The organism is Staphylococcus sp. SM3655, assembly GCF_016917315.1.
GTDB lineage: Bacteria > Bacillota > Bacilli > Staphylococcales > Staphylococcaceae > Staphylococcus > Staphylococcus aureus.
This window is the reverse complement of sequence record NZ_CP070305.1, coordinates 2,148,943-2,169,168: the sequence shown is the minus strand read 5'-3', so window position 1 is coordinate 2,169,168 and position 20,226 is coordinate 2,148,943. Positions and strand designations below refer to the sequence as shown.

At 32.4% G+C, this 20,226-nt stretch carries 20 protein-coding genes; 7 read left to right on the top strand and 13 right to left on the bottom strand.

Translation table 11 applies throughout. The features are described 5' to 3' along the window. Nucleotides 1–76: 76 nt before the first annotated feature. The 5 genes from nikB to JQN76_RS10640 all read left to right on the top strand — a co-directional run bounded on the left by nikB (nt 77) and on the right by JQN76_RS10640 (nt 3,937). Entirely contained in the window at nt 77–1,063 is a 987-nt protein-coding gene (gene nikB, locus JQN76_RS10660; protein ID WP_000469951.1) for a nickel ABC transporter permease, read from the top strand. Then, nucleotides 1,056–1,886, top strand: a complete 831-nt coding sequence (gene nikC / locus JQN76_RS10655) for a nickel transporter permease (RefSeq protein WP_000548937.1) — start codon at nt 1,056–1,058, stop codon at nt 1,884–1,886. The genes nikB and nikC overlap by 8 nt, the downstream gene beginning before the upstream one ends. Continuing rightward, nucleotides 1,873–2,646 carry an ATP-binding cassette domain-containing protein gene (locus tag JQN76_RS10650; RefSeq protein ID WP_000052315.1) on the top strand — a complete coding sequence of 258 codons (774 nt, stop codon included), beginning with the start codon at nt 1,873–1,875 and terminating at the stop codon, nt 2,644–2,646. The genes nikC and JQN76_RS10650 overlap by 14 nt, the downstream gene beginning before the upstream one ends. Next, nucleotides 2,639–3,340 carry an ABC transporter ATP-binding protein gene (locus JQN76_RS10645; RefSeq protein ID WP_000571259.1) on the top strand — a complete coding sequence of 234 codons (702 nt, stop codon included), beginning with the start codon at nt 2,639–2,641 and terminating at the stop codon, nt 3,338–3,340. Before JQN76_RS10650 ends, JQN76_RS10645 begins: the two co-directional genes overlap by 8 nt. A 123-nt stretch (nt 3,341–3,463) precedes the next feature. Next, nucleotides 3,464–3,937: an SWIM zinc finger family protein gene (locus tag JQN76_RS10640; protein ID WP_000523668.1), complete on the top strand. Its 474-nt coding sequence runs from the start codon at nt 3,464–3,466 to the stop codon at nt 3,935–3,937. 47 nt (nt 3,938–3,984) lie between these two features. Here the strand turns inward: JQN76_RS10640 and JQN76_RS10635 are convergent, their stop codons facing one another. The 11 genes from JQN76_RS10635 to JQN76_RS10585 all read right to left on the bottom strand — a co-directional run bounded on the left by JQN76_RS10635 (nt 3,985) and on the right by JQN76_RS10585 (nt 16,132). Next, on the bottom strand, nt 3,985–4,752 hold the full coding sequence (locus JQN76_RS10635; RefSeq protein ID WP_001213021.1) for a Cof-type HAD-IIB family hydrolase: 768 nt from the start codon (nt 4,750–4,752) through the stop codon (nt 3,985–3,987). A 677-nt stretch (nt 4,753–5,429) separates the two neighbouring features. Further along, nucleotides 5,430–6,689: a glycine glycyltransferase FemB gene (gene femB, locus JQN76_RS10630; protein WP_000673098.1), complete on the bottom strand. Its 1,260-nt coding sequence runs from the start codon at nt 6,687–6,689 to the stop codon at nt 5,430–5,432. 18 nt (nt 6,690–6,707) lie between these two features. Beyond that, entirely contained in the window at nt 6,708–7,970 is a 1,263-nt protein-coding gene (gene femA / locus JQN76_RS10625) for a glycine glycyltransferase FemA (RefSeq protein ID WP_000673315.1), read from the bottom strand. Between the two features lie 321 nt (nt 7,971–8,291). Beyond that, on the bottom strand, nt 8,292–9,020 hold the full coding sequence (gene trpA, locus JQN76_RS10620; RefSeq protein WP_000163628.1) for a tryptophan synthase subunit alpha: 729 nt from the start codon (nt 9,018–9,020) through the stop codon (nt 8,292–8,294). Further along, nucleotides 9,013–10,227: a tryptophan synthase subunit beta gene (gene trpB, locus JQN76_RS10615; protein WP_001041357.1), complete on the bottom strand. Its 1,215-nt coding sequence runs from the start codon at nt 10,225–10,227 to the stop codon at nt 9,013–9,015. Before trpB ends, trpA begins: the two co-directional genes overlap by 8 nt. Then, nucleotides 10,220–10,852: a phosphoribosylanthranilate isomerase gene (locus tag JQN76_RS10610; protein ID WP_000768192.1), complete on the bottom strand. Its 633-nt coding sequence runs from the start codon at nt 10,850–10,852 to the stop codon at nt 10,220–10,222. Before JQN76_RS10610 ends, trpB begins: the two co-directional genes overlap by 8 nt. Beyond that, nucleotides 10,852–11,634, bottom strand: coding sequence for an indole-3-glycerol phosphate synthase TrpC (gene trpC, locus JQN76_RS10605; protein ID WP_000153621.1), 783 nt, complete (start codon nt 11,632–11,634; stop codon nt 10,852–10,854). The genes JQN76_RS10610 and trpC overlap by 1 nt, the downstream gene beginning before the upstream one ends. A gap of 1 nt (nt 11,635) precedes the next feature. Beyond that, complete coding sequence (trpD, locus tag JQN76_RS10600; protein ID WP_000173833.1) at nt 11,636–12,634, bottom strand: anthranilate phosphoribosyltransferase; 999 nt, start codon at nt 12,632–12,634, stop codon at nt 11,636–11,638. A 5-nt stretch (nt 12,635–12,639) separates the two neighbouring features. Next, entirely contained in the window at nt 12,640–13,206 is a 567-nt protein-coding gene (locus tag JQN76_RS10595; protein WP_000604816.1) for an anthranilate synthase component II, read from the bottom strand. After that, the gene (locus JQN76_RS10590) at nt 13,203–14,609 is read right to left on the bottom strand and encodes an anthranilate synthase component I (RefSeq protein ID WP_000350977.1); all 1,407 of its coding nucleotides are present in this window, start codon (nt 14,607–14,609) and stop codon (nt 13,203–13,205) included. The genes JQN76_RS10595 and JQN76_RS10590 overlap by 4 nt, the downstream gene beginning before the upstream one ends. A gap of 491 nt (nt 14,610–15,100) precedes the next feature. Next, complete coding sequence (locus JQN76_RS10585; protein ID WP_000433354.1) at nt 15,101–16,132, bottom strand: M42 family metallopeptidase; 1,032 nt, start codon at nt 16,130–16,132, stop codon at nt 15,101–15,103. Between the two features lie 164 nt (nt 16,133–16,296). Between JQN76_RS10585 and JQN76_RS10580 the strand changes: the two genes are divergently transcribed. After that, nucleotides 16,297–17,388 carry a prephenate dehydrogenase gene (locus JQN76_RS10580; protein ID WP_000214266.1) on the top strand — a complete coding sequence of 364 codons (1,092 nt, stop codon included), beginning with the start codon at nt 16,297–16,299 and terminating at the stop codon, nt 17,386–17,388. 136 nt (nt 17,389–17,524) lie between these two features. Here the strand turns inward: JQN76_RS10580 and JQN76_RS10575 are convergent, their stop codons facing one another. Continuing rightward, the gene (locus JQN76_RS10575) at nt 17,525–18,787 is read right to left on the bottom strand and encodes a Y-family DNA polymerase (RefSeq protein WP_000283016.1); all 1,263 of its coding nucleotides are present in this window, start codon (nt 18,785–18,787) and stop codon (nt 17,525–17,527) included. Nucleotides 18,788–18,934: 147 nt separating this feature from the next. On the opposite strand from JQN76_RS10575, the gene JQN76_RS10570 reads away from it, so the two are divergent. Beyond that, nucleotides 18,935–19,120 (top strand): 2-hydroxymuconate tautomerase, encoded by a 186-nt coding sequence (locus JQN76_RS10570; RefSeq protein WP_001123276.1) that lies wholly within the window; start codon nt 18,935–18,937, stop codon nt 19,118–19,120. An 87-nt stretch (nt 19,121–19,207) separates the two neighbouring features. Here JQN76_RS10570 and JQN76_RS10565 read toward each other — a convergent pair whose 3' ends face one another. Next, entirely contained in the window at nt 19,208–20,191 is a 984-nt protein-coding gene (locus JQN76_RS10565; protein ID WP_000356981.1) for an LCP family protein, read from the bottom strand. Between the last annotated feature and the right edge of the window lie 35 nt (nt 20,192–20,226).

Sequence of the window (20,226 nt, the reverse complement as noted above, 5' to 3'; positions counted from 1 at the left end):
ATGTAAGTTGCATATACATGCGCCATTCTCATGTAAAAAGAAAGTGTTAGTAACTTACACAAGGAGGGGGACTATTATGTTCATAATAAAGTCTATGTTGTATAGACTGATGCAAATGATAGTTGTTTTATTTGTTATTTCTACACTTACATTCATTTTAATGAAATTATCACCAGGCAATCCTGTTGATAAAATATTACATCTTGATGTAGCACAAGTGTCGACGGAACAAATAAATGCAACCAAAGATAAATTGGGATTAAATGATTCTTTATTGGTACAGTGGTGGCATTGGATGAATCATTTATTACATTTTAATTTAGGAAAAAGTTTTGAATCAAAAGAACCGGTAACACAGATATTATTCAACTATGCACCCATAACATTACTCATATCATTTTCAACATTAGTAGTGTCGTTATGCATATCTATACCGCTCGGCATTATAGCAGCCAAACGATTTCATAAGTGGACGGATAAAGTGATTAGAGTGATCTCAACACTATCGATTAGTTTACCAGCGTTCTTTATCGGTATTATTTTATTATTTATTGTCACAAATTTAATGAATATAGATAGCGTTATACTAAGTCAGTTTATATTACCTGTAATCACGCTATCTTTAGGTATGTGTGCATACATCATTCGTTTAGTGCGTTCTAATTTATTGATGTTATTGCAAAGTAATATCGTACAAGCATCAAGATTACGCGGTATGAATGAACGTTATATTTTAATTCATGATTTACTAAAACCAACAATTTTGCCGATTATCCCATTACTAGGGATTTCACTTGGCAGTCTAATAGGTGGTACTGTAGTGATTGAAAATTTATTTGATATACCTGGTATTGGTTATCTATTAATGGATAGTATTAAATCTCGAGATTATCCTGTTATTCAAGGATGCGTGTTATTTATTGGCTTCTTCGTTGTTATTATCAATACGATTGCTGATTTATTAACGTTATTACTTGATCCGAAGCAGCGTTTACAATTAGGAAATCCAAAAAACAAAACCAATACACCATTGATATCAGAAAGTAGTGACCGTCATGCATAAAATATTTTCAAAGAATAACCTGATATTTTTTGTATTCGTTGCATTTATTTTTGTGGTAATTGTACTGCAATTCTTTGTCAGTAGTGAAAATGCAACCAAAGTCAATTTATCACAAACTTTTGAACCTATTAGTTGGTTGCATTTATTAGGAACTGATGATTATGGGAGAGATTTATTTACCCGAATTATTATCGGTGCACGTTCAACATTGTTTGTTACTGTTTTAACATTAATAGCTATCGTTGTCATAGGTGTTACACTAGGTCTATTTGCCGGATATAAAAAAGGGTGGATTGAACGATTAGTGTTAAGGTTTATTGATGTTGGTCTAAGTATTCCAGAATTTATCATCATGATTGCTTTAGCAAGCTTTTTTCAACCATCTTTGTGGAATTTAGTTATCTCAATTACAGTAATAAAATGGATGAATTACACAAGGTTGACTAGAAGTATAGTTAATAGCGAAATGAATAAGCCTTATATAAAAATGGCACAATTATTTCATGTACCTACAAGAACAATATTAATACGTCATTTAACACCTAAAATTATACCGGCTATTATCGTTTTGATGGTCGTTGATTTCGGTAAAATCATTTTATATATAAGTTCACTATCATTTATTGGGTTAGGTGCACAACCGCCAACACCAGAGTGGGGCGCTATGTTGCAACAAGGTCGTGATTTTATTTCGTCTCATCCAATTATGTTGATTGCACCTGCTTCAGTCATTGCTATAACTATTTTAATTTTTAATTTAACCGGAGATGCGCTAAGAGATAGATCGCTAAAACAACGAGGTGAATATGATGAGTCTCATTGATATACAAAATTTAACAATAAAGAATACTTGTGAGAAATATCTTATTAAAGGGATTGATTTGAAAATTTTTAGTCAACAGATTAATGCCTTGATTGGAGAGAGCGGCGCTGGGAAAAGTTTGATTGCTAAAGCCTTACTTGAATATTTACCATTTGATTTAAGCTGCACGTATGATTCGTACCAATTTGATGGAGAAAATATTAGTAGATTGAGTCAATATTATGGTCATACAATTGGTTATATTTCTCAAAATTATGCAGAAAGTTTTAACGACCATACTAAATTAGGTAAACAGTTAACTGCGATTTATCGTAAGCATTATAAAAGTAGTAAAGAAGAGGCTTTGTCAAAAATTGACAAGGCTTTGTCGTGGGTTAATTTACAAAGCAAAGATATATTAAATAAATATAGTTTCCAACTTTCTGGGGGCCAACTTGAACGCGTTTACATAGCAAGCGTTCTCATGTTGGAGCCTAAATTAATCATTGCAGACGAACCAGTTGCATCATTGGATGCTTTGAACGGTAATCAAGTGATGGATTTATTACAGCATATTGTATTAGAACATGGTCAAACATTATTTATTATCACACATAACTTAAGTCATGTATTGAAATATTGTCAGTACATTTATGTTTTAAAAGAAGGTCAAATCATTGAACGAGGTAATATTAATCATTTCAAGTATGAGCATTTGCATCCGTATACTGAACGTCTAATTAAATATAGAACACAATTAAAGAGGGATTACTATGATTGAGTTAAAACATGTGACTTTTGGTTATAATAAAAAGCAGATGGTGCTACAAGATATCAATATTACTATACCTGATGGAGAAAATGTTGGTATTTTAGGCGAAAGTGGCTGTGGTAAAAGTACGCTCGCTTCATTGGTTCTTGGCTTGTTTAAACCTGTTAAAGGAGAAATTTACTTAAGTGATAATGCTGTGTTAACGATTTTCCAACACCCTTTAACTAGCTTTAACCCTGATTGGACGATTGAGACCTCATTAAAAGAAGCGTTATATTATTACAGAGGCCTAACTGATAATACTGCTCAGGATCAATTATTATTACAACATTTATCTACTTTTGAGTTAAACGCGCAATTATTGACTAAATTACCAAGCGAAGTGAGTGGCGGACAATTACAAAGATTTAATGTCATGCGTTCGTTATTAGCACAGCCTCGCGTTTTAATATGTGATGAGATAACTTCAAATTTAGATGTTATAGCTGAACAAAATGTAATCAATATATTAAAAGCGCAAACGATTACGAACTTAAATCATTTTATCGTTATTTCTCATGATTTATCCGTGTTACAACGCTTAGTTAATAGAATTATCGTTCTTAAGGATGGCATGATAGTCGATGATTTTGCAATAGAGGAATTATTTAATGTTGATAGACACCCTTATACAAAAGAATTAGTGCAAACATTTTCATATTAGCTATTTAAGAATGCGATAATTCTAGACTTGTTATAAAATATAGATGAATCAAGTATATTAATCTAGACACTTATCGATTTTATTTTCTTTATTTAAAAATAATAATAAAAAGGAGTATCATTAATGGGATTACTTGATATTGCAAGTATTCGTTCTATAGAAAGAGGCTTTAATTATTATCAAAGTGAATGCGTCATTAACTTAAAATCATTTTCAGAAACGCAGCATGAGGCTGAAGTAAAGGGCAGTGGCAACAAAGTATATCGTTGTTATATTGATATGGAACATCCTAGAAAATCCAAATGTAATTGTCCTCATGCTGATGGAAGACGAGTGATATGTAAACATATGATTGCATTACTCTTTACAGCTAGTCCAGAAGCAGCAAATAAACATATAATGATGTTAAACGAAGTTGAAGAAGACTATCAATTACGCAGAAATATGTGGATTGATAGTCTTAAAGAAATGATTAATGATATGAGTGAAGAAGAACTCCGCGATGCATATTTAAACATGTTAATTGAACATGGAGAAATGGCAGAATTATTTGGATTAGATGAAGAGGAAGAAATGTTCGAGGACGAATTTTATTAAAATAGCCCCTATCGATTGATAATGATTATCATTTGATAGGGGTGCTTTTATTTATATGATTTTAAGACTTTGCAAATAGCTTGTGTATTATTATTGATGTGTTTGATTTTATCAAGTTTCAATATTGCGTGTGTGTATGCTTCTGATGGTCCTATAATATAGCCACTACTAGCATGTTGTAACATGAAAATATCATTGTGGTCATTACCAAATGCTATATATTTAACATCTGCATCAAATATATATTGTAATGCAGTATATTTATTAATATTTTGCGCTGTTATATCAATGTTATACTCATTTGAATGGTGAATCATTTCCAATTCTTGATGGTATTTATTTAGCTCGTCTAATATAGTTGTAATTTGTGCCGGGTCTATATTTAATAAAATGATCTTGATTGGTGTGTCGATATTTGCAACATCAATACAACTGGCCAGCTTATGTGGATCTAAACGCTCAAAAATCGCGTTCTCAGCGTCAAGTTGTGCAGCATAATTCCAATCATCATCAATAATATAATCTAACTCATACTTTTGAATTATTTTTAAGATATGGTGATATGTATCTGTATGAATTGGTTTGATAACAGAAATCTTTGATTGCTGTGAAATCATAGCACCATTTGCGCCAATTAATGTGTGCTGATGAAATACTGATGGTAAAACTGGCAACAAATCACGAATCGGACGTGCTGATGCAAATATAAGTTCATGACCATCATGTTGTAATTGTAACAATGTATCAATAATAGTCTGGTCAATTAATCGGCCGTCAAAACAAAGCGTACCATCAATATCAAAGACAAATCTCATCAAATCACTCCAAACAATATAATACCATGATTATAGCATAAGTAAGTTATGTGACGATATTAGATAATGATTATGATGTAGGGTACCTTTTGCGTCACACACATTACTTCCTATAATATATATTATGTAAACTAGAATGTGAAATTCCATAAGGGGACTTATATAACTGTATGTTTGTGTAGTGTTTATGTCAGTAAGCTAAATTTACATTCATGTTATGTTTCATTAAACCAATTACTCACGTTTTGGTGCATATTAAATCTTTTATATCGATCATACATCTATCATCATTTTTATTTCTAAAATACAAACTGAATACTTTGCTAGAATTTGTTACAGCAATCATTGCTCATGCATTTTATAAATTACAATTAGACAAATATGACATTTGATATCACACACTTGCAAACACACACATATATAATCAGACATAAATTGTTATGCTAAGGTTTATTCACCAAAAATATAATACATATTGGCTTGTTTTGAGTCATATTGAATGAATTAAAAAGTATACTCAACTCAATCATTTACAAATAGGTTGTGCAATTCATATTTATATTTATTGCAATCACTTGTTAAACTTGTCATTTAATATATCATTAGAGGCTTTATTAAAAAACATATAAAAAAGAGCCTATAGTATCAATAACTATAAGCCCTAACATCATTTACATCTATTTCTTTAATTTTTTACGTAATTTATCCAATGTTGTGAACAACCAATATTTCACTTTATGAATTGGTTTATAGAAATCCCCTATTAATTCTTCGATTTGTACATTAAATCCACGTTTAAAGCGGTATACGCCATAATCTTCACTGTTTTCCGTAAAATCACCTGATAAACCATAGAAATTATAACGATCATAGCCATTATCGAAGCAATAGTTAATCATAAACCAATGCATCATGTATGGTCCCATAAATTGATTATATTTTTCTGATGAACCACCAGAGAAATAATTCACTTCATATGCATTTGCAAAATAAACGCCAGAAGCAAGGTTTAGAATTGGGCCGTCCGTTTTGCTCAATTCACTTGCATTCAATAATTCATGCTGATCATGATCAATTTGCTTATCTAATTCTGCAATTTTCTTCATTTGCTTATCTGATTTGTTTTCTTTCGCCATCATTTGATCACGACGATTTTCTTTGTCATTCAATTCCTGTTGCAACTTTAACACATATTCATCAAGGTCAATATATGCTAATGGTACTAATACTTTATCTCCATATGTGTCAATAAAGTTATAAAAATAATCATCTGTTTTTGATACAAATCCAGCACGCTCTTCAGTTTCACGATATAAATCTAAGAAAAGATTGAACTCATCACGTTCAAGGAATCTGACTTTAACACCATAGTTTATCGCTTTATTAATATTACGTTTACGTTGACTATCAAATGTCTTTTTCAATGTTTCGGGTGTTTTACCTTCAAGGTTTAATACGCCCATCCATCGTACTTGGCTCGATGTATCATACTCAGTTGTAAAGCCATGATGCTCGTAACCATGTGATTTAAACAAGTTTACTAAGGCATCATTTTTCTCGCGACCTTCAAATGGCACGATATCTTTATCATATAGATGATATAACCAATACGGATCTAATTTAACATATAAACATTGATGTTGCTGTAAATATTTATCTAACTCTTTTAAATAATAATCAACTAATCCTAAATCTGAAAAATCCATTACTGGACCACGATTCGAATAGTAAACATAACTTCCCATAGTAGGAATTTTAGAGAAAAGGCTTGCTGCAATTACTTTGTTATTGTCGTCTTTAATACCTAATAAAACTACTTCAAAGCCATCATTCTCACGGGTAACTATATTTTCTTTTACTTGGAAATAATGACTTTCCAATGATGGATTTTGTACAAAGTTGTCAAATTCGGTAACAGTTAACTCTGTAAATTTCATGTTTTGATAATTCCCTTCCTAAAAAATTCTGTCTTTAACTTTTTTAAGTGCGGTATATGCTGCGTAAACAGGTTTATTAATTGGTTTAATAAAGTCACCAACATATTCAATAATTTCAGCATTGTAACCTTTTTTGAATTTAACTACACCAGCATCTTCAGCATCTTCTGTAAATTTACCACTAACACCATAGAAATTATAGCGGTCAATGCCATGATTTAATGCATAATTAATCATTTCCCATTGCACTGCATAACTTCCGGCAAAATGACGGAATGCATTTGATGTACCACCAGCATAATAAACAACTTCAAATGGATTGATAAAGAAGAAACCAGCAGAGATAGGTAATTCATTACCATGTTCTTCTTGTAGACGTTTACCTTCTTCAATCTTTTGCTCATTTGCATCAAGTTGTTGTTGTAAGTTATCTCGCTTGTTATGCGCTTTTTTGTTTTCAGGACGTTTTTCAATATCCTTTAATGCTTTATTTAAATCTTTATTTAAAATATCACGCTCTTCATTTAGTTCTTTAATATATTCATCAAAATTGATATACGCTAAAGGTACTAACACACGATCTTTGTAGTATTTTAAGCGATTGTAGTAAAATTTGTCATCACGATCAGCAAAAGCTTTTGATTCTGACGTATCTTCCATAAATGATCTAAAAATTGGCAGTTCTTCTTCAGATAAATATCTTACTTTAACACCATTCTTTTTAACTTTTTTCGTGTTTCTTTTTCTAAGTCCATCCATATTTTTAATGATGTCATCTGCTGTTTTATCTTTTAAATCTAACACTGAGTGATAACGAATTTGTAGCACAGGATCAAACCCTTTATGGAATCCAGTATGTTCAAATCCTAAGTTACTCATTTTATCAAAGAACCAATCATTACCAGCATTACCTGTAATCTCGCCATCATGATTCAAGTATTGATATGGTAAATATGGATCGATATGTAGGTATAGACAACGATGTTTTTTAACATATTTTGATAATTCATTAAAGAAAAAGTGTACGAGTTCTTGATTTTCATAATCGATCACTGGACCGCGATTTGAATAAAAATACTTGAACACTTTCATAACAGGTACAGCAGTAAGTAAGCAAGCTGCAATAACCTCGTTATTATTGTTTTTTATTCCCACTAAATGTGTTTCATAACCTTCAGCAAGTTTTAACTCATAGTGGCCAACAGTTTGCGTGAAATGACTGTATGGCATGCTATCTGTAAAGGCACCAAACTCTTTAGCTGTTAAATTTGTAAACTTCATTATCATTACTCCTATTTGTCTCTCGTTAATTAATTTCATTTCCGTATTTGCAGTTTTTCTATTTCCCCTCTGCAAATGTCAAAAATAATAAATCTAATCTAAATAAGTATACAATAGTTAATGTTAAAACTAAAACATAAACGCTTTAATTGCGTATACTTTTATAGTAATATTTAGATTTTTGCATACAATTTCAAAAAAAGTAATATGAACGTTTGGGTTTGCTCATATTACTTTTGTATCATTTCTATTCAATTTTATAATTCACCGTTTTTCACTTTTTCAAACAGTATTCGCCTAATTTTTTTAAATCAAGTAAACTTAATTATTCAATGTTTGTTGGATAGATTGTAAATATCTAATGATTTCCTCACGCGTGTTAGATTTAAATCGCTTAACGATTTCGCTACCAATGACGATGCCATCTGCAACCTCTTTTATATCTGCAACATGTTGTGGTGTTCTTATACCAAATCCTGCGACAACTGGCACATTGGCTATCGCTTTAATTGACTCAATTTTTCGTTTTAATTCTGGATGAAACGCACCGTTTTGTCCTGTTGTCGCATTCATCGTCACAGTATAAATAAAGCCTTCCGCATGAGATACGATATCTTTTATACGTTTGTCATCAGTAGTCATCGCAACTAACGATATGATTTTGACGCCATAGTGACTAAATTGTTGTTTTAAACGCTGCGATAATTCATATGGTAAATCAGGAATAATTAAGCCGTAGACACCAGTATCTCGACATTTTTCAAAAAACGCTTGTTCTCCATAATGACAAATAATATTATAATACGTCATTAATACATAGTTACACTTAATTTGATCACCATGTTTTTCTAATTGATTGAAAATATAATCTATCGTGATGCCTTGTTTAATCGCTTGTTGACCTGCTTCCATGATAACTGGACCATCAGCAACCGGATCAGAGAAAGGTACACCAATTTCAATTATATCTGCACCATTTTCACTCAACAATGTTGCATTTTCAATCAAATCTTTATTGCCCATAATATAAGGTATAAATAATTTAGTCATTTGCAAGACCTCGCTCTGCCATATATTGTCTAATTGTTTCCATATCTTTATCGCCACGTCCAGAAATAGTTACTACAATAATATCTTCTTTCGACATCGTAGGCGCTAGTCTTTCAACATAACTCAGTGCATGTGCACTTTCAATTGCAGGTATAATACCTTCATGTTTTGTAAAGTTGATTAAAGCATTCATTGCTTGTGTATCACTTGCATTTTCAAAAGTTACTCTACCAATGTCGTGGTAATAAGAATGTTCAGGCCCAATACCAGGATAATCAAGTCCTGCTGAAATAGAATGTGCTAGTTGCACTTGCCCACCTTCATCTTGAATTAAATACATTTTAGTACCATGTAATACGCCAGGTGATCCTTTGCCAATTGCAAGTGCATGTTTATCAGTATCCTCGCCTTGACCTGCGGCTTCAACACCGTATAATGCAACATCATCTTTAATAAATGGATAAAATGTACCGATTGCATTTGAGCCACCACCGATACATGCTACAATTGCATCCGGAAGTCGACCTTCTTTCTTCAATATCTGTGATTTTATTTCTTTACCAATGACACTCTGAAAATCTCTAACAATCGTTGGGAATGGGTCTGGACCTAATGCAGAACCTAATAAATAATGTGTATCATCTACATGACTTACCCAATATTGCAATGCTTTATTAACTGCATCCGATAAAGTCCCTTGACCTTCTTCAACTGCCACAACCTTTGCACCAAGTAATTCCATTCTAAATACATTAAGTTGTTGTCTTTTAATATCTTCACTTCCCATAAAGACAACAAGTTCCATATCAAATAATGCAGCAACCGTAGCACTAGCTACACCATGTTGACCCGCACCAGTTTCAGCAACAAGCTTCTTCTTGCCCATTCTTTTAGCAAGCAACGCTTGACCTAACGCATTATTAATTTTATGGGCGCCTGTATGATTTAGACCCTCTCGTTTCAAATATATTTTAGCGCCACCTAGGCTTTCAGTATATGATGCAGCATATGTAAGTGGTGTCGCGCGTCCTACATACTCTGATAAATAGTATTCCAGTTCTCTTTGAAACTCTGGGTCTGCTTTTGCCTCTTTATAAGCTTTTTTCAACTCAATAATTGCTGGCATTAATGTTTCTGGAACATATTGCCCTCCATATTCACCAAAGAAACCTAATTCATCTGCTTCTGTTTGTATTTGTTTATTCATTGTCTCTATCTCCTTTCACAATATTTACAATTGCTGTCATTTTTTCTATATCTTTTCGCCCATTTACTTCTATACCTGATGCAAGATCATAACCTTGATGTGATAATTTAAGTTGATTAACTGTTTGAATATTTTCAGAGTTAATGCCTCCTGCTATCAAATAAGGTATGTCTTTTATGTGCTTCAAAATAGTCCAGTCATATGTTTGACCGGTACCACCATACGACACTGAGGGTGTGTCGATAATAAATAAATCTACGAACCCTTTATATTTATTTATGTTTTGGATTATGTTTTCATCTGCAGCTAAAGCTTTAGTGATTTTAATGCTTGAATATTTCTTTTTAATTTCCTGTATAAAATCAATAGATTCTGTGCCGTGTAACTGTATTGTGTTAATTGACGTATTGCTTAATACGTGTTCAATTGTTGTTAAATCAGGATTTACCATGACACATACTTTATCGATATGATTTGGAACAGCAGACGCTAACTTTTTTATTTGGGTAATTGTTTGATGCCTTTTACTTTTTTCATAATGGATGAAACCTATCGCATCAATAGGTAATTGACTGGCCGCTGTAACATCCTTTATTGATGTAAAGCCACAAAATTTCAATTTCATCATGACTTCACCTTTTGCATTTTCAGTTGTGGTAAAAATTCAGATAGATTGTCACAACGCATAAGCGCCTCACCTATTAGTAAGCCATCGATACCACTATGCAAGATTTTTCTTACATCAGATGCATCGTGAATACCACTTTCAGAAATATAATAATGATTTGGTTTTTTATTTTCTAAAATAGTATTTGTATGTTCCACATTTGTAACAAATCGTTTTAAGTCCCTGTTATTTACACCAATCAATTTAGCATTAACCTTATAGGCACGTTCTAATTCATGGCGATCATGTACTTCAACTAACACTTCTAGATTTTGCGATATAGCGTAGTTATATAAATCTTTCAATTGTTTATCAGATAAGATGTTAACGATCAATAAAATCATAGATGCACCAGCTTGTTTAGCAACATCAATTTGAAGCGGGTCTATAATAAAGTCTTTGCATAATACGGGTAATGTTGTTTTTGTCGTCAATGCTTGTAATCTTTCAAAACTACCACCAAAGTACTTTTCATCAGTTAAAATGGACACGGCATTTGCACCGTACTTTTCATAATCTGAGATTTGTTGCGATAAATCTCGTTCAGGTAAGTCATTAACTGTAGGACTCTTCGATTTGATTTCTGCAATAATTGCTAGCTTTGGTTCCTGTTCAATTGCGTTTATAAAAGTTTTTTTATTCTGAATCTTCACACTTTTCAAGGTATTAAGTTTGTCTTGATAATAGCCATTTTGTAAAAGTGACTGTTTATATTTAACAATTTCTGCTAAAATCGTCATATTATTCACCTCTCATTTGATGGTATTTTTTCAATGCTTCACCATTATCAATCAATGTAGTTGCAAGTTCTATGCCTTCTGCGATGGTATCCACTTTCTCTGCAACATAAAGGCTTAAACCCGCATTTAGTAAGACAACATCACGTCGACTTGACTGATCTTTACCATTCAAGATATTAAGGGAGATTGCTAAATTTTCTTCAGGTGAACCGCCTTTAAAATCACTATTCGGCGCATGTTTCAAACCATAATCAGTCGCATTTAATGTGTAATTTTTGATTTCTCCATCTTCAGTCAATTCATATATCAAATTATCACCAGATAGTGTTGCTTCATCCATACCATTTGCACCATGTAAAACGATTGCACGTTTTCTACCTAAATCTTTAATCGTTTTAGCAACTAACTTTAACTTTGTAGGATCAAAGACGCCTACCATTTGATACGTTAAGTGATATGGATTAATTAATGGACCCACAAGGTTTAATATTGTAGGCTTTCCAATCATTTTTCTAACTGGTTGCATATACTTCATGATTGGATATGATTCAGTTGCACCAATGAATACAAGGTCTTTTTCATTTAATTGGTTAGGTGTATCATCAACAGTTGTTGTTTGTATGTTCATTTGATTTAACAAATCCGTACTACCTGAATTTGAGGTAATACTTTTATTACCATGTTTTATAACTTTTACGCCAGCACTTGCTACAACAAAAGCAACAGTCGTTGAAATGTTGAAACTATTTGACTTGTCACCACCTGTGCCGCACACACACATAGCCCCTTCATAACATGGTTGATGTGGATACATTGTATTAATTAAGCTACGTACAATATATGTTAATTCTTGTTGTTGGATTTCTCGCTCCGAATAGGAACTAAGTAATTCATATTTAATATCAGTTCCAATACTAGGAGAAATAAGTATATCGATTAGCTCTTTAATGTCGCTTTCAAGTAATATAGTTTCAGTTTTTATTCTTGTTAGTAATGTCATGGTTTTCATCCTTCCTTCACTAGATTAATAAAATTTGTAATTATTTTGACACCATAGTCTGTAGCAAATGATTCAGGATGGTACTGAATACCGTAATGCGGTCTTTCTTTATGCTCAAATGACTGTATACAATCTTCGGTACGTCCAGTAATTTTCAATTCTTCTGGAAAATTGTCAGGGTTACTTATTAATGAATGATATCTCATAATTGAAAACTGTTCTGGTATATCTTGATATAACAGATGTTGATGATGCGATATAACCTTTAGTGTATCAACTTTTCCGTGCATAACCTTGTCGCCTTTAATGACTTCTCCACCGTAATAACAAGTCAGTGCCTGAGCACCTAGGCAAATACCTAAAATGGGTTTGTGTTGATAGGTTGATATGATTTTCATTAACTGTTGATCGTCTAATGGATGCCCTGGACCAGGAGATATAATAACAGCGTCCACCGATTGATTCAGCACATTATCATCATCAGGATATTGAACAATGACGTCAGTATGTTGAGCAACAATATCCACTAGGTTATATGTAAAGGAATCATAATTATCTACAACTAAGATCATGGCCTCACCTCCAATAAGCTTTTAGCTTTCAATTTCGTTTCATTCAGTTCTTTTTCAGGAATAGAATCATATACAACGCCACAACCAGCTTCTACGTTGATATACTGCTCATCTATCATCATCGTTCGAATTGCTAAAGCAAAATCTAAGTTATGATTACAATTTATGTATCCAACACCACCACTATAAACGCCTCGTTTATGTGGATATTGTTCATATATTCTTTCAATTGCACGTAATTTTGGTGCACCTGAAACGGTACCTGTTGGTAATAAATTCGCAATAACTGTCATTGGTGATAAATTTTGATTTATTTTACCTGTGATTTCACTTACGATATGCATAACATGTTCATATTTTTCAATAACCATTAATTTAGTAATTTTTGAGGTACCGATTTTACTTACTCTATGAATATCATTACGTCCTAAATCAACTAGCATACGATGTTCGCTGCATTCTTTTGGATCATTAAGTAGTTGTTTCATATTCTCATTATCTATTTGTGTCGTCTCACCACGTTGAATCGTACCTGCAATAGGATTAGTTGTTACAATTTGATCTTTGACACTTACGAAACTTTCGGGAGAACTACCGACAATATATGGTTGATCGATATTAAGATAATACATATATGGACTTGGGTTTTGTCGTTTTAAATTTTGATACAGTTGAAACGAAAGTTGATTTAAATGCTGACTAGCATGATGCGCATATTTGTAAATTCTTGATGGCACAACTTGGAACATATCCCCTTCTGTTATTTTCTCTTTGAAATACTGAATCATTTCGATAAATCTTTCTTCAGAAATGTTTGATTGAATTTCTTTAGTTTTAAAATCAAAATCTTGTGTAGGCATGAATGGTTGGATTTTAGTTAAGTCTTCGATAGACTTAATAACTCGATTCTCAAGATCTGATTTTGTTGAATTTGAAAATTGATTCGTCGCGATGATATATAATTCATCTTTGTAATGGTCAAATACATAAACTTGTTCAACCATATATAACCTTACATCGTGCTGCTTGTGATCTTCTAATTGTATTGATTGCAATTTAGGAAATTCATGTCTTACTAAATCAAAGCTACACGTCCCAACATATCCAGATATAAATGGTAATGACTTAAGTTGCTCATCTTGAATATTATGGTAGTCTTCATTTATTTTAGTCGTTAAATAATGGTACGGTCTTTCAGTGATTTGATACGATTCTTTTAAAGTACTTACTGATAATACATCATTATCTAAAGTTAAAGTGCCATAAATATCAAAAATAACAACTGAATAGCGACCTTTAGTTTGTTGTTGATTTGTACTTTCCAAAATGATCTTCTTGGAATGAAGTTGTGCTAAAACTTCGGGCGTTACATTTGCTTTTATTTTTTTATAAAATATATCCATTCTATACGCTCCTTTCAAAAAAGCGCCAGCATCCTTATCAATATAAAGGACGCTGACGCGTGGTACCACCTAAATTAACCGAATATTCGAAATATTCATAGTTCACTCTTTACTATATATAATTTTTCTGTTGCAGACAAAACCCAATTTCATTAATCTCGGTGTTAGTTCACATCATCCACTAACTTTCTGTTGCTACCTTTAATTAACTACTACATTTTGTCTAAATAAAAAGACACCACATAACGCATATACCTGTAAGGACGCGTTACCGTGGTGCCACCTTAGTTAACATAATTCATGTTCACTTTCAAAACTCATTCAATTGTTTTCCAAAGTCCAATTCACAAGATATGGCGTGCTAATTCCCATCACCCATTAGCTTTCTATTTGCTACGTTTCATATCTGCTACTATTTCTTTAGAAAATTCTAATTATTTTTATAGTTCATTATATTACATAGGTCGTTCACATTTGTCAACACTAATTGTTTACTCAATTGGTGATAAGCAATATGCATATAGTAATTTCTCTGTCGCTTTAATAGAATCAATATGTGTTCGTTCCATTGCATGAGATGATTCAATGCCAGCGCCAAATAAACCATGTCTGATATCCGCACCAGCATGTAAAGCTGCTGAAGCATCTGAACCATAATATGGATATATGTCTACTTTATATGGAATGTTATTTATTTTGCAAAGATTAACTAGGTGCGATTTCAATTGCTTATGATATGGACCTGAAGCATCTTTGGCACAAATAGAAACTGTATATTCATCCGATGCTTGACCGTCTCCCAACGCGCCCATATCTAATGCAATATATTCTTTGATTTTCGAATCAATTGATGCATTTGCACCGTAACCTATTTCTTCGTTATTAGAAATATAAAATTGCGTTGTATGTGGTAATATTATTTGCTCTTCTTTTAATTTCTTTAGTAATTGTAGTATCATCGCTACGCTAGCTTTATCATCTAAATGACGAGATTTAATAAAACCTGATGACGTGATAACTGTACGTGGATCAAAGCTAACAAAATCACCTACTGAAATACCTAAACTCTTTGTATCTTCTTCTGATGTAGTTACTTCATCAATTCTTATTTCCATATGCTTTTGATCTCTAGGTATTTCATGATTATTTCTATATACATGAACACTTGTTTCATGCAGACAAATTGTTCCTGTATATATTTGACCAGCATCAGTTTTAATTTGGCAATATTCACCCTCAATCGCGTTATACGTGAATCCTCCAATTAATTCTATTGCTAAGCGACCATCTTCTTTAATTTCTTTAACCATTGCACCTAAAGTATCAACATGAGCAGTAATACAGCGTTGTACTTCATCATTTTTGCCTGGCACTGTTATTAATAACGCACCTTTATTTGTTAGTGTTGTTTGATAACCCAAGTCTTTTGCATATTTTTCGACAAATTGAATTGCTTCTTCTGTGTCTCCTGAAGGACTATTAATACCTGTTAATGTTTTAATCATTTCTAATATTGGTTCCATTGATTTACCCCTCCGTTGCCATTGTGTTACTATACTCTTTATTGTAGATGATTTATCTCCGTTTATCTATTAATGCTATTATCGATTTTTATTTACTATTGCACTGTGTCAACAGCTCATTTACAATGTTATTATTCTGAAAATTTCGAAATAAGGTGATTTATATGACAACAGTTTTATTTGTTGGGCTTGGATTAATTGGTGGAAGTCTTGCTAGCAATATAAAATACCATAACCCTAATACTAATATTATTGCATACGATGCAGATACTTCTCAGTTAGATAAAGCTAAATCAATCGGCATTATTAATGAAAAATGTTTAAATTATAGTGAAGCTATTAAAAAAGCCGATGTAATTATTTATGCAACACCTGTTGCTATCACAAATAAATATCTTAGCGAGCTTATAGATATGCCAACTAAACCTGGTGTTATTGTTTCTGATACTGGTAGTACTAAAGCAATGATACAGCAACACGAATGCAATTTATTAAAGCATAATATTCATTTAGTCAGTGGTCATCCAATGGCTGGTAGTCATAAATCTGGTGTACTAAATGCTAAAAAGCACTTATTTGAAAACGCTTATTATATTTTAGTCTACAATGAGCCAAGAAATGAGCAAGCAGCAAACACGTTAAAAGAACTGTTATCACCTACTCTTGCTAAATTTATTGTAACTACTGCTGAAGAACACGACTACGTAACAAGCGTCGTAAGTCATTTACCTCATATCGTTGCATCTAGTTTAGTTCATGTTAGTCAAAAGAACGGTCAAGAACATCATTTAGTTAATAAACTTGCAGCTGGTGGTTTTCGTGATATCACTCGTATAGCTAGTAGTAATGCACAAATGTGGAAAGATATCACCTTGAGTAATAAAACGTATATTTTAGAAATGATTCGACAGCTAAAAAGTCAGTTTCAAGATTTAGAAAGACTAATTGAAAGCAATGATTCTGAAAAATTGTTATCATTTTTTGCCCAAGCTAAATCGTATCGCGACGCACTACCCGCTAAACAACTAGGTGGACTAAATACTGCGTATGATCTATATGTAGACATTCCGGATGAATCAGGTATGATAAGTAAAGTGACTTATATCCTGAGTTTACATAACATATCTATAAGCAACTTAAGAATCTTAGAAGTACGCGAAGATATATACGGTGCTTTAAAAATTAGTTTCAAAAACCCTACTGACCGAGAACGCGGTATGCAAGCATTGAGTGATTTTGATTGTTATATCCAATAATTATTAAGTCTCTTTTGATAAATTCCATGTATTCTTAGATATTATTGTGAAAATCTATTGTGATATATGAAATATTTATCTTTAGAGACTTATTTTATACGAATCACAGTTATATATTACTTAAACCGTATAGTCATTACATTTTATGTCCAGCCATTAAACCTAATCTGCCGTGTTTTGTACCTGCTTCTGTAAACGATACTGCTTTGGACACAATACCTTTGCCGTATTTCAAATGTAATTGGTCTATCGTTTTAGCTAGACATTCGTCACGTTTGCGTTGGTATTCATCTTCAAACAGACTTAACTGTCGCTCATCCTCATTAATAAATTGACTCAAAGATATACTTAGCGTACGATATAGTGCTTGTTTATTACATAATTTATCTGCGAAATGCATTACTACTTTATAAATATCTTTTTCTAAGTTTGTTGGATCTTTCAAAGTATATTGCTTATGTACACCGCCTTCATCACTATAGCCAAAGGCAAAATGTATCGTTCTTGCCACTTTTTTTCTTGCTCGAACTCTGCTAGCAACATCTTCAATTAACTCTTGCATTACTACTTTTGCTTCATCAAAATGATAATCTCTCATTAATATTTGACTTTTGCATATCGATGGATTGCTGATCTTGTGCTTTTCACGTACTTTACTCTGATCTATCCCATTCGCATGTAGATGCATATCAACACCTAAAATACCGAACTCTTTTTTTAAAAATTTATATGGATATTTCGCTAAATCTCCTATAGTAAAAATTCCTCTTTTATTCAATTTGGCTTCTGTTCGACGATTAATACCCCAAAAATCTCGCAAGGGCTGAATTGGCCATAATTTCGTTGGTACATCTTGATATCGCCATTCAGCTATACCATTTTGACTATGCTTCGCTTCAACATCCATAGCAATTTTACTTAATAACATATTAGAACCAATGCCCACAGTACAATAAATGCCTGTTTCTTCATAAATTTCACGTTTAAGTCTTTCGCAAAATGCATGTACTGTAGAACTAAATCTATGATAGCTATCAGTAACATCCATAAAAAATTCGTCAATACTATATTGGTGTAAATCTTCAGGTGGAATATAACGCAATGCAATCTTAGAAATAGCAACTGAAACATTAAGATATTTACGCATACTTGGATTGATAATGTAAATATCATTTCTATGTGGTATTTCAAACAATCGCGACCCTGTCTTGATGCCTAATTCTTTTAATTTAGGTGTCGCAGCCAATATTACAGAACCCTGACGCTTAGTATCTGCAACAACAGCTAGCTTTGTTTCTAATGGATCTAGCCCCTTTTCAATACAAGAAACACTCGCAAAAAAACTTTTTTGGTCAATACATAGAACATCCCTATCTTCTAATAAATGATAATTATACACTGTTATTCCTCCCTTACTTGAATCTTATTATATACGAACACGTGTTCTATTTCAACTATTTTAGAACAAATGTTCTGTTATTTTGCAAATGAATTTTTAAGTATTACATGATATACTCAAATTAATAATGATTAGGAGGTTTGGATGATGCCAATCGTCAATGTAAAATTATTAGAAGGTCGTTCGGATGAACAATTAAAAAATTTAGTTAGCGAAGTAACTGACGCCGTAGAAAAAACAACGGGGGCAAATAGACAAGCAATTCACGTTGTTATAGAAGAAATGAAACCAAACCATTATGGTGTGGCTGGCGTAAGAAAGTCAGATCAATAATTCTTCATAAGATGCATGCCAATTAATTCTTTGAAAACGAACAAGGCGACTTCTATCTGAGTATGATAGAAATCGCCTTGTTTATTTTTAATCTTCATCTAAAAAGTCTTTAATAGCTTGTTTATTTGTGTTTTTATTAATCTGTAATGCACTACCATCAGTATTTGTATTGACATCTTCGTATGAGTTCTTGATTGGCACAGTCAATGACTTAACATCTTTTTCACCTCGGATACCAAAACTCAAACCTGTTTGGAAAATCCCTGAATCAGGAATGTTTGTATTCACATAGCCTCTTAAAATACCTGCAACTTTTGGTAATTTAACAACTGTTCTAAAATTAACCATTTCTTTTTTCAATGTTTGCATCACTTGTTGCTGACGTCGCACGCGTCCGAAGTCACCTTCAGGGTCGTGACGGAATCTTGCATAACCAAGTAATTCTTTACCATTCAACCTATGGTTACCCTTTTTCAAAGATACACCAATATTTTTCGACATATCTTTTTCGACATTAATTGGTACACCTTCAGGCATTAATTCATCAATCATTTTCTCAAATCCAGTAAAATCAACTACTGCATAATATTCAGGATTAATTCCTAAATTTTTATCAAGTGTTTTTCTAAGTAGCTCTGGACCACCTAAAGCGTATGCTGAATTAATTTTGTGTTTTCCATATCCTGGAATATCTGCATAAATATCACGCATGACAGACATCATTTTCATCTTTTTATTGATAAAGTCATATTGAACAACCATGATAGAATCTGTTCTTGATTGTCCACCTTGTGCTTTATCTGCACCGAGTACAAGAATAGAAATTTTACCATCATTTTTTACTGGTCCATTAAATTGATGTACTTTAACATCTTTCGCATGTTTCTTGGCATATTCTACACCGCTATTGTAACTATGTACAATATATACAACTAATGCGATAAGTAAAATTACAACAATCAGAAGAATGATAGGTAATTTCCTAATTTTCTTCTTCTTTTTTCGCTTAGGCGCCGAAGTGCGATATTCACTTTGACGTCTATATTCGTTGTCATTAGTTTCTTTATCCATATTTACCTACCTTATATCTTCAAAAATAGATTTTT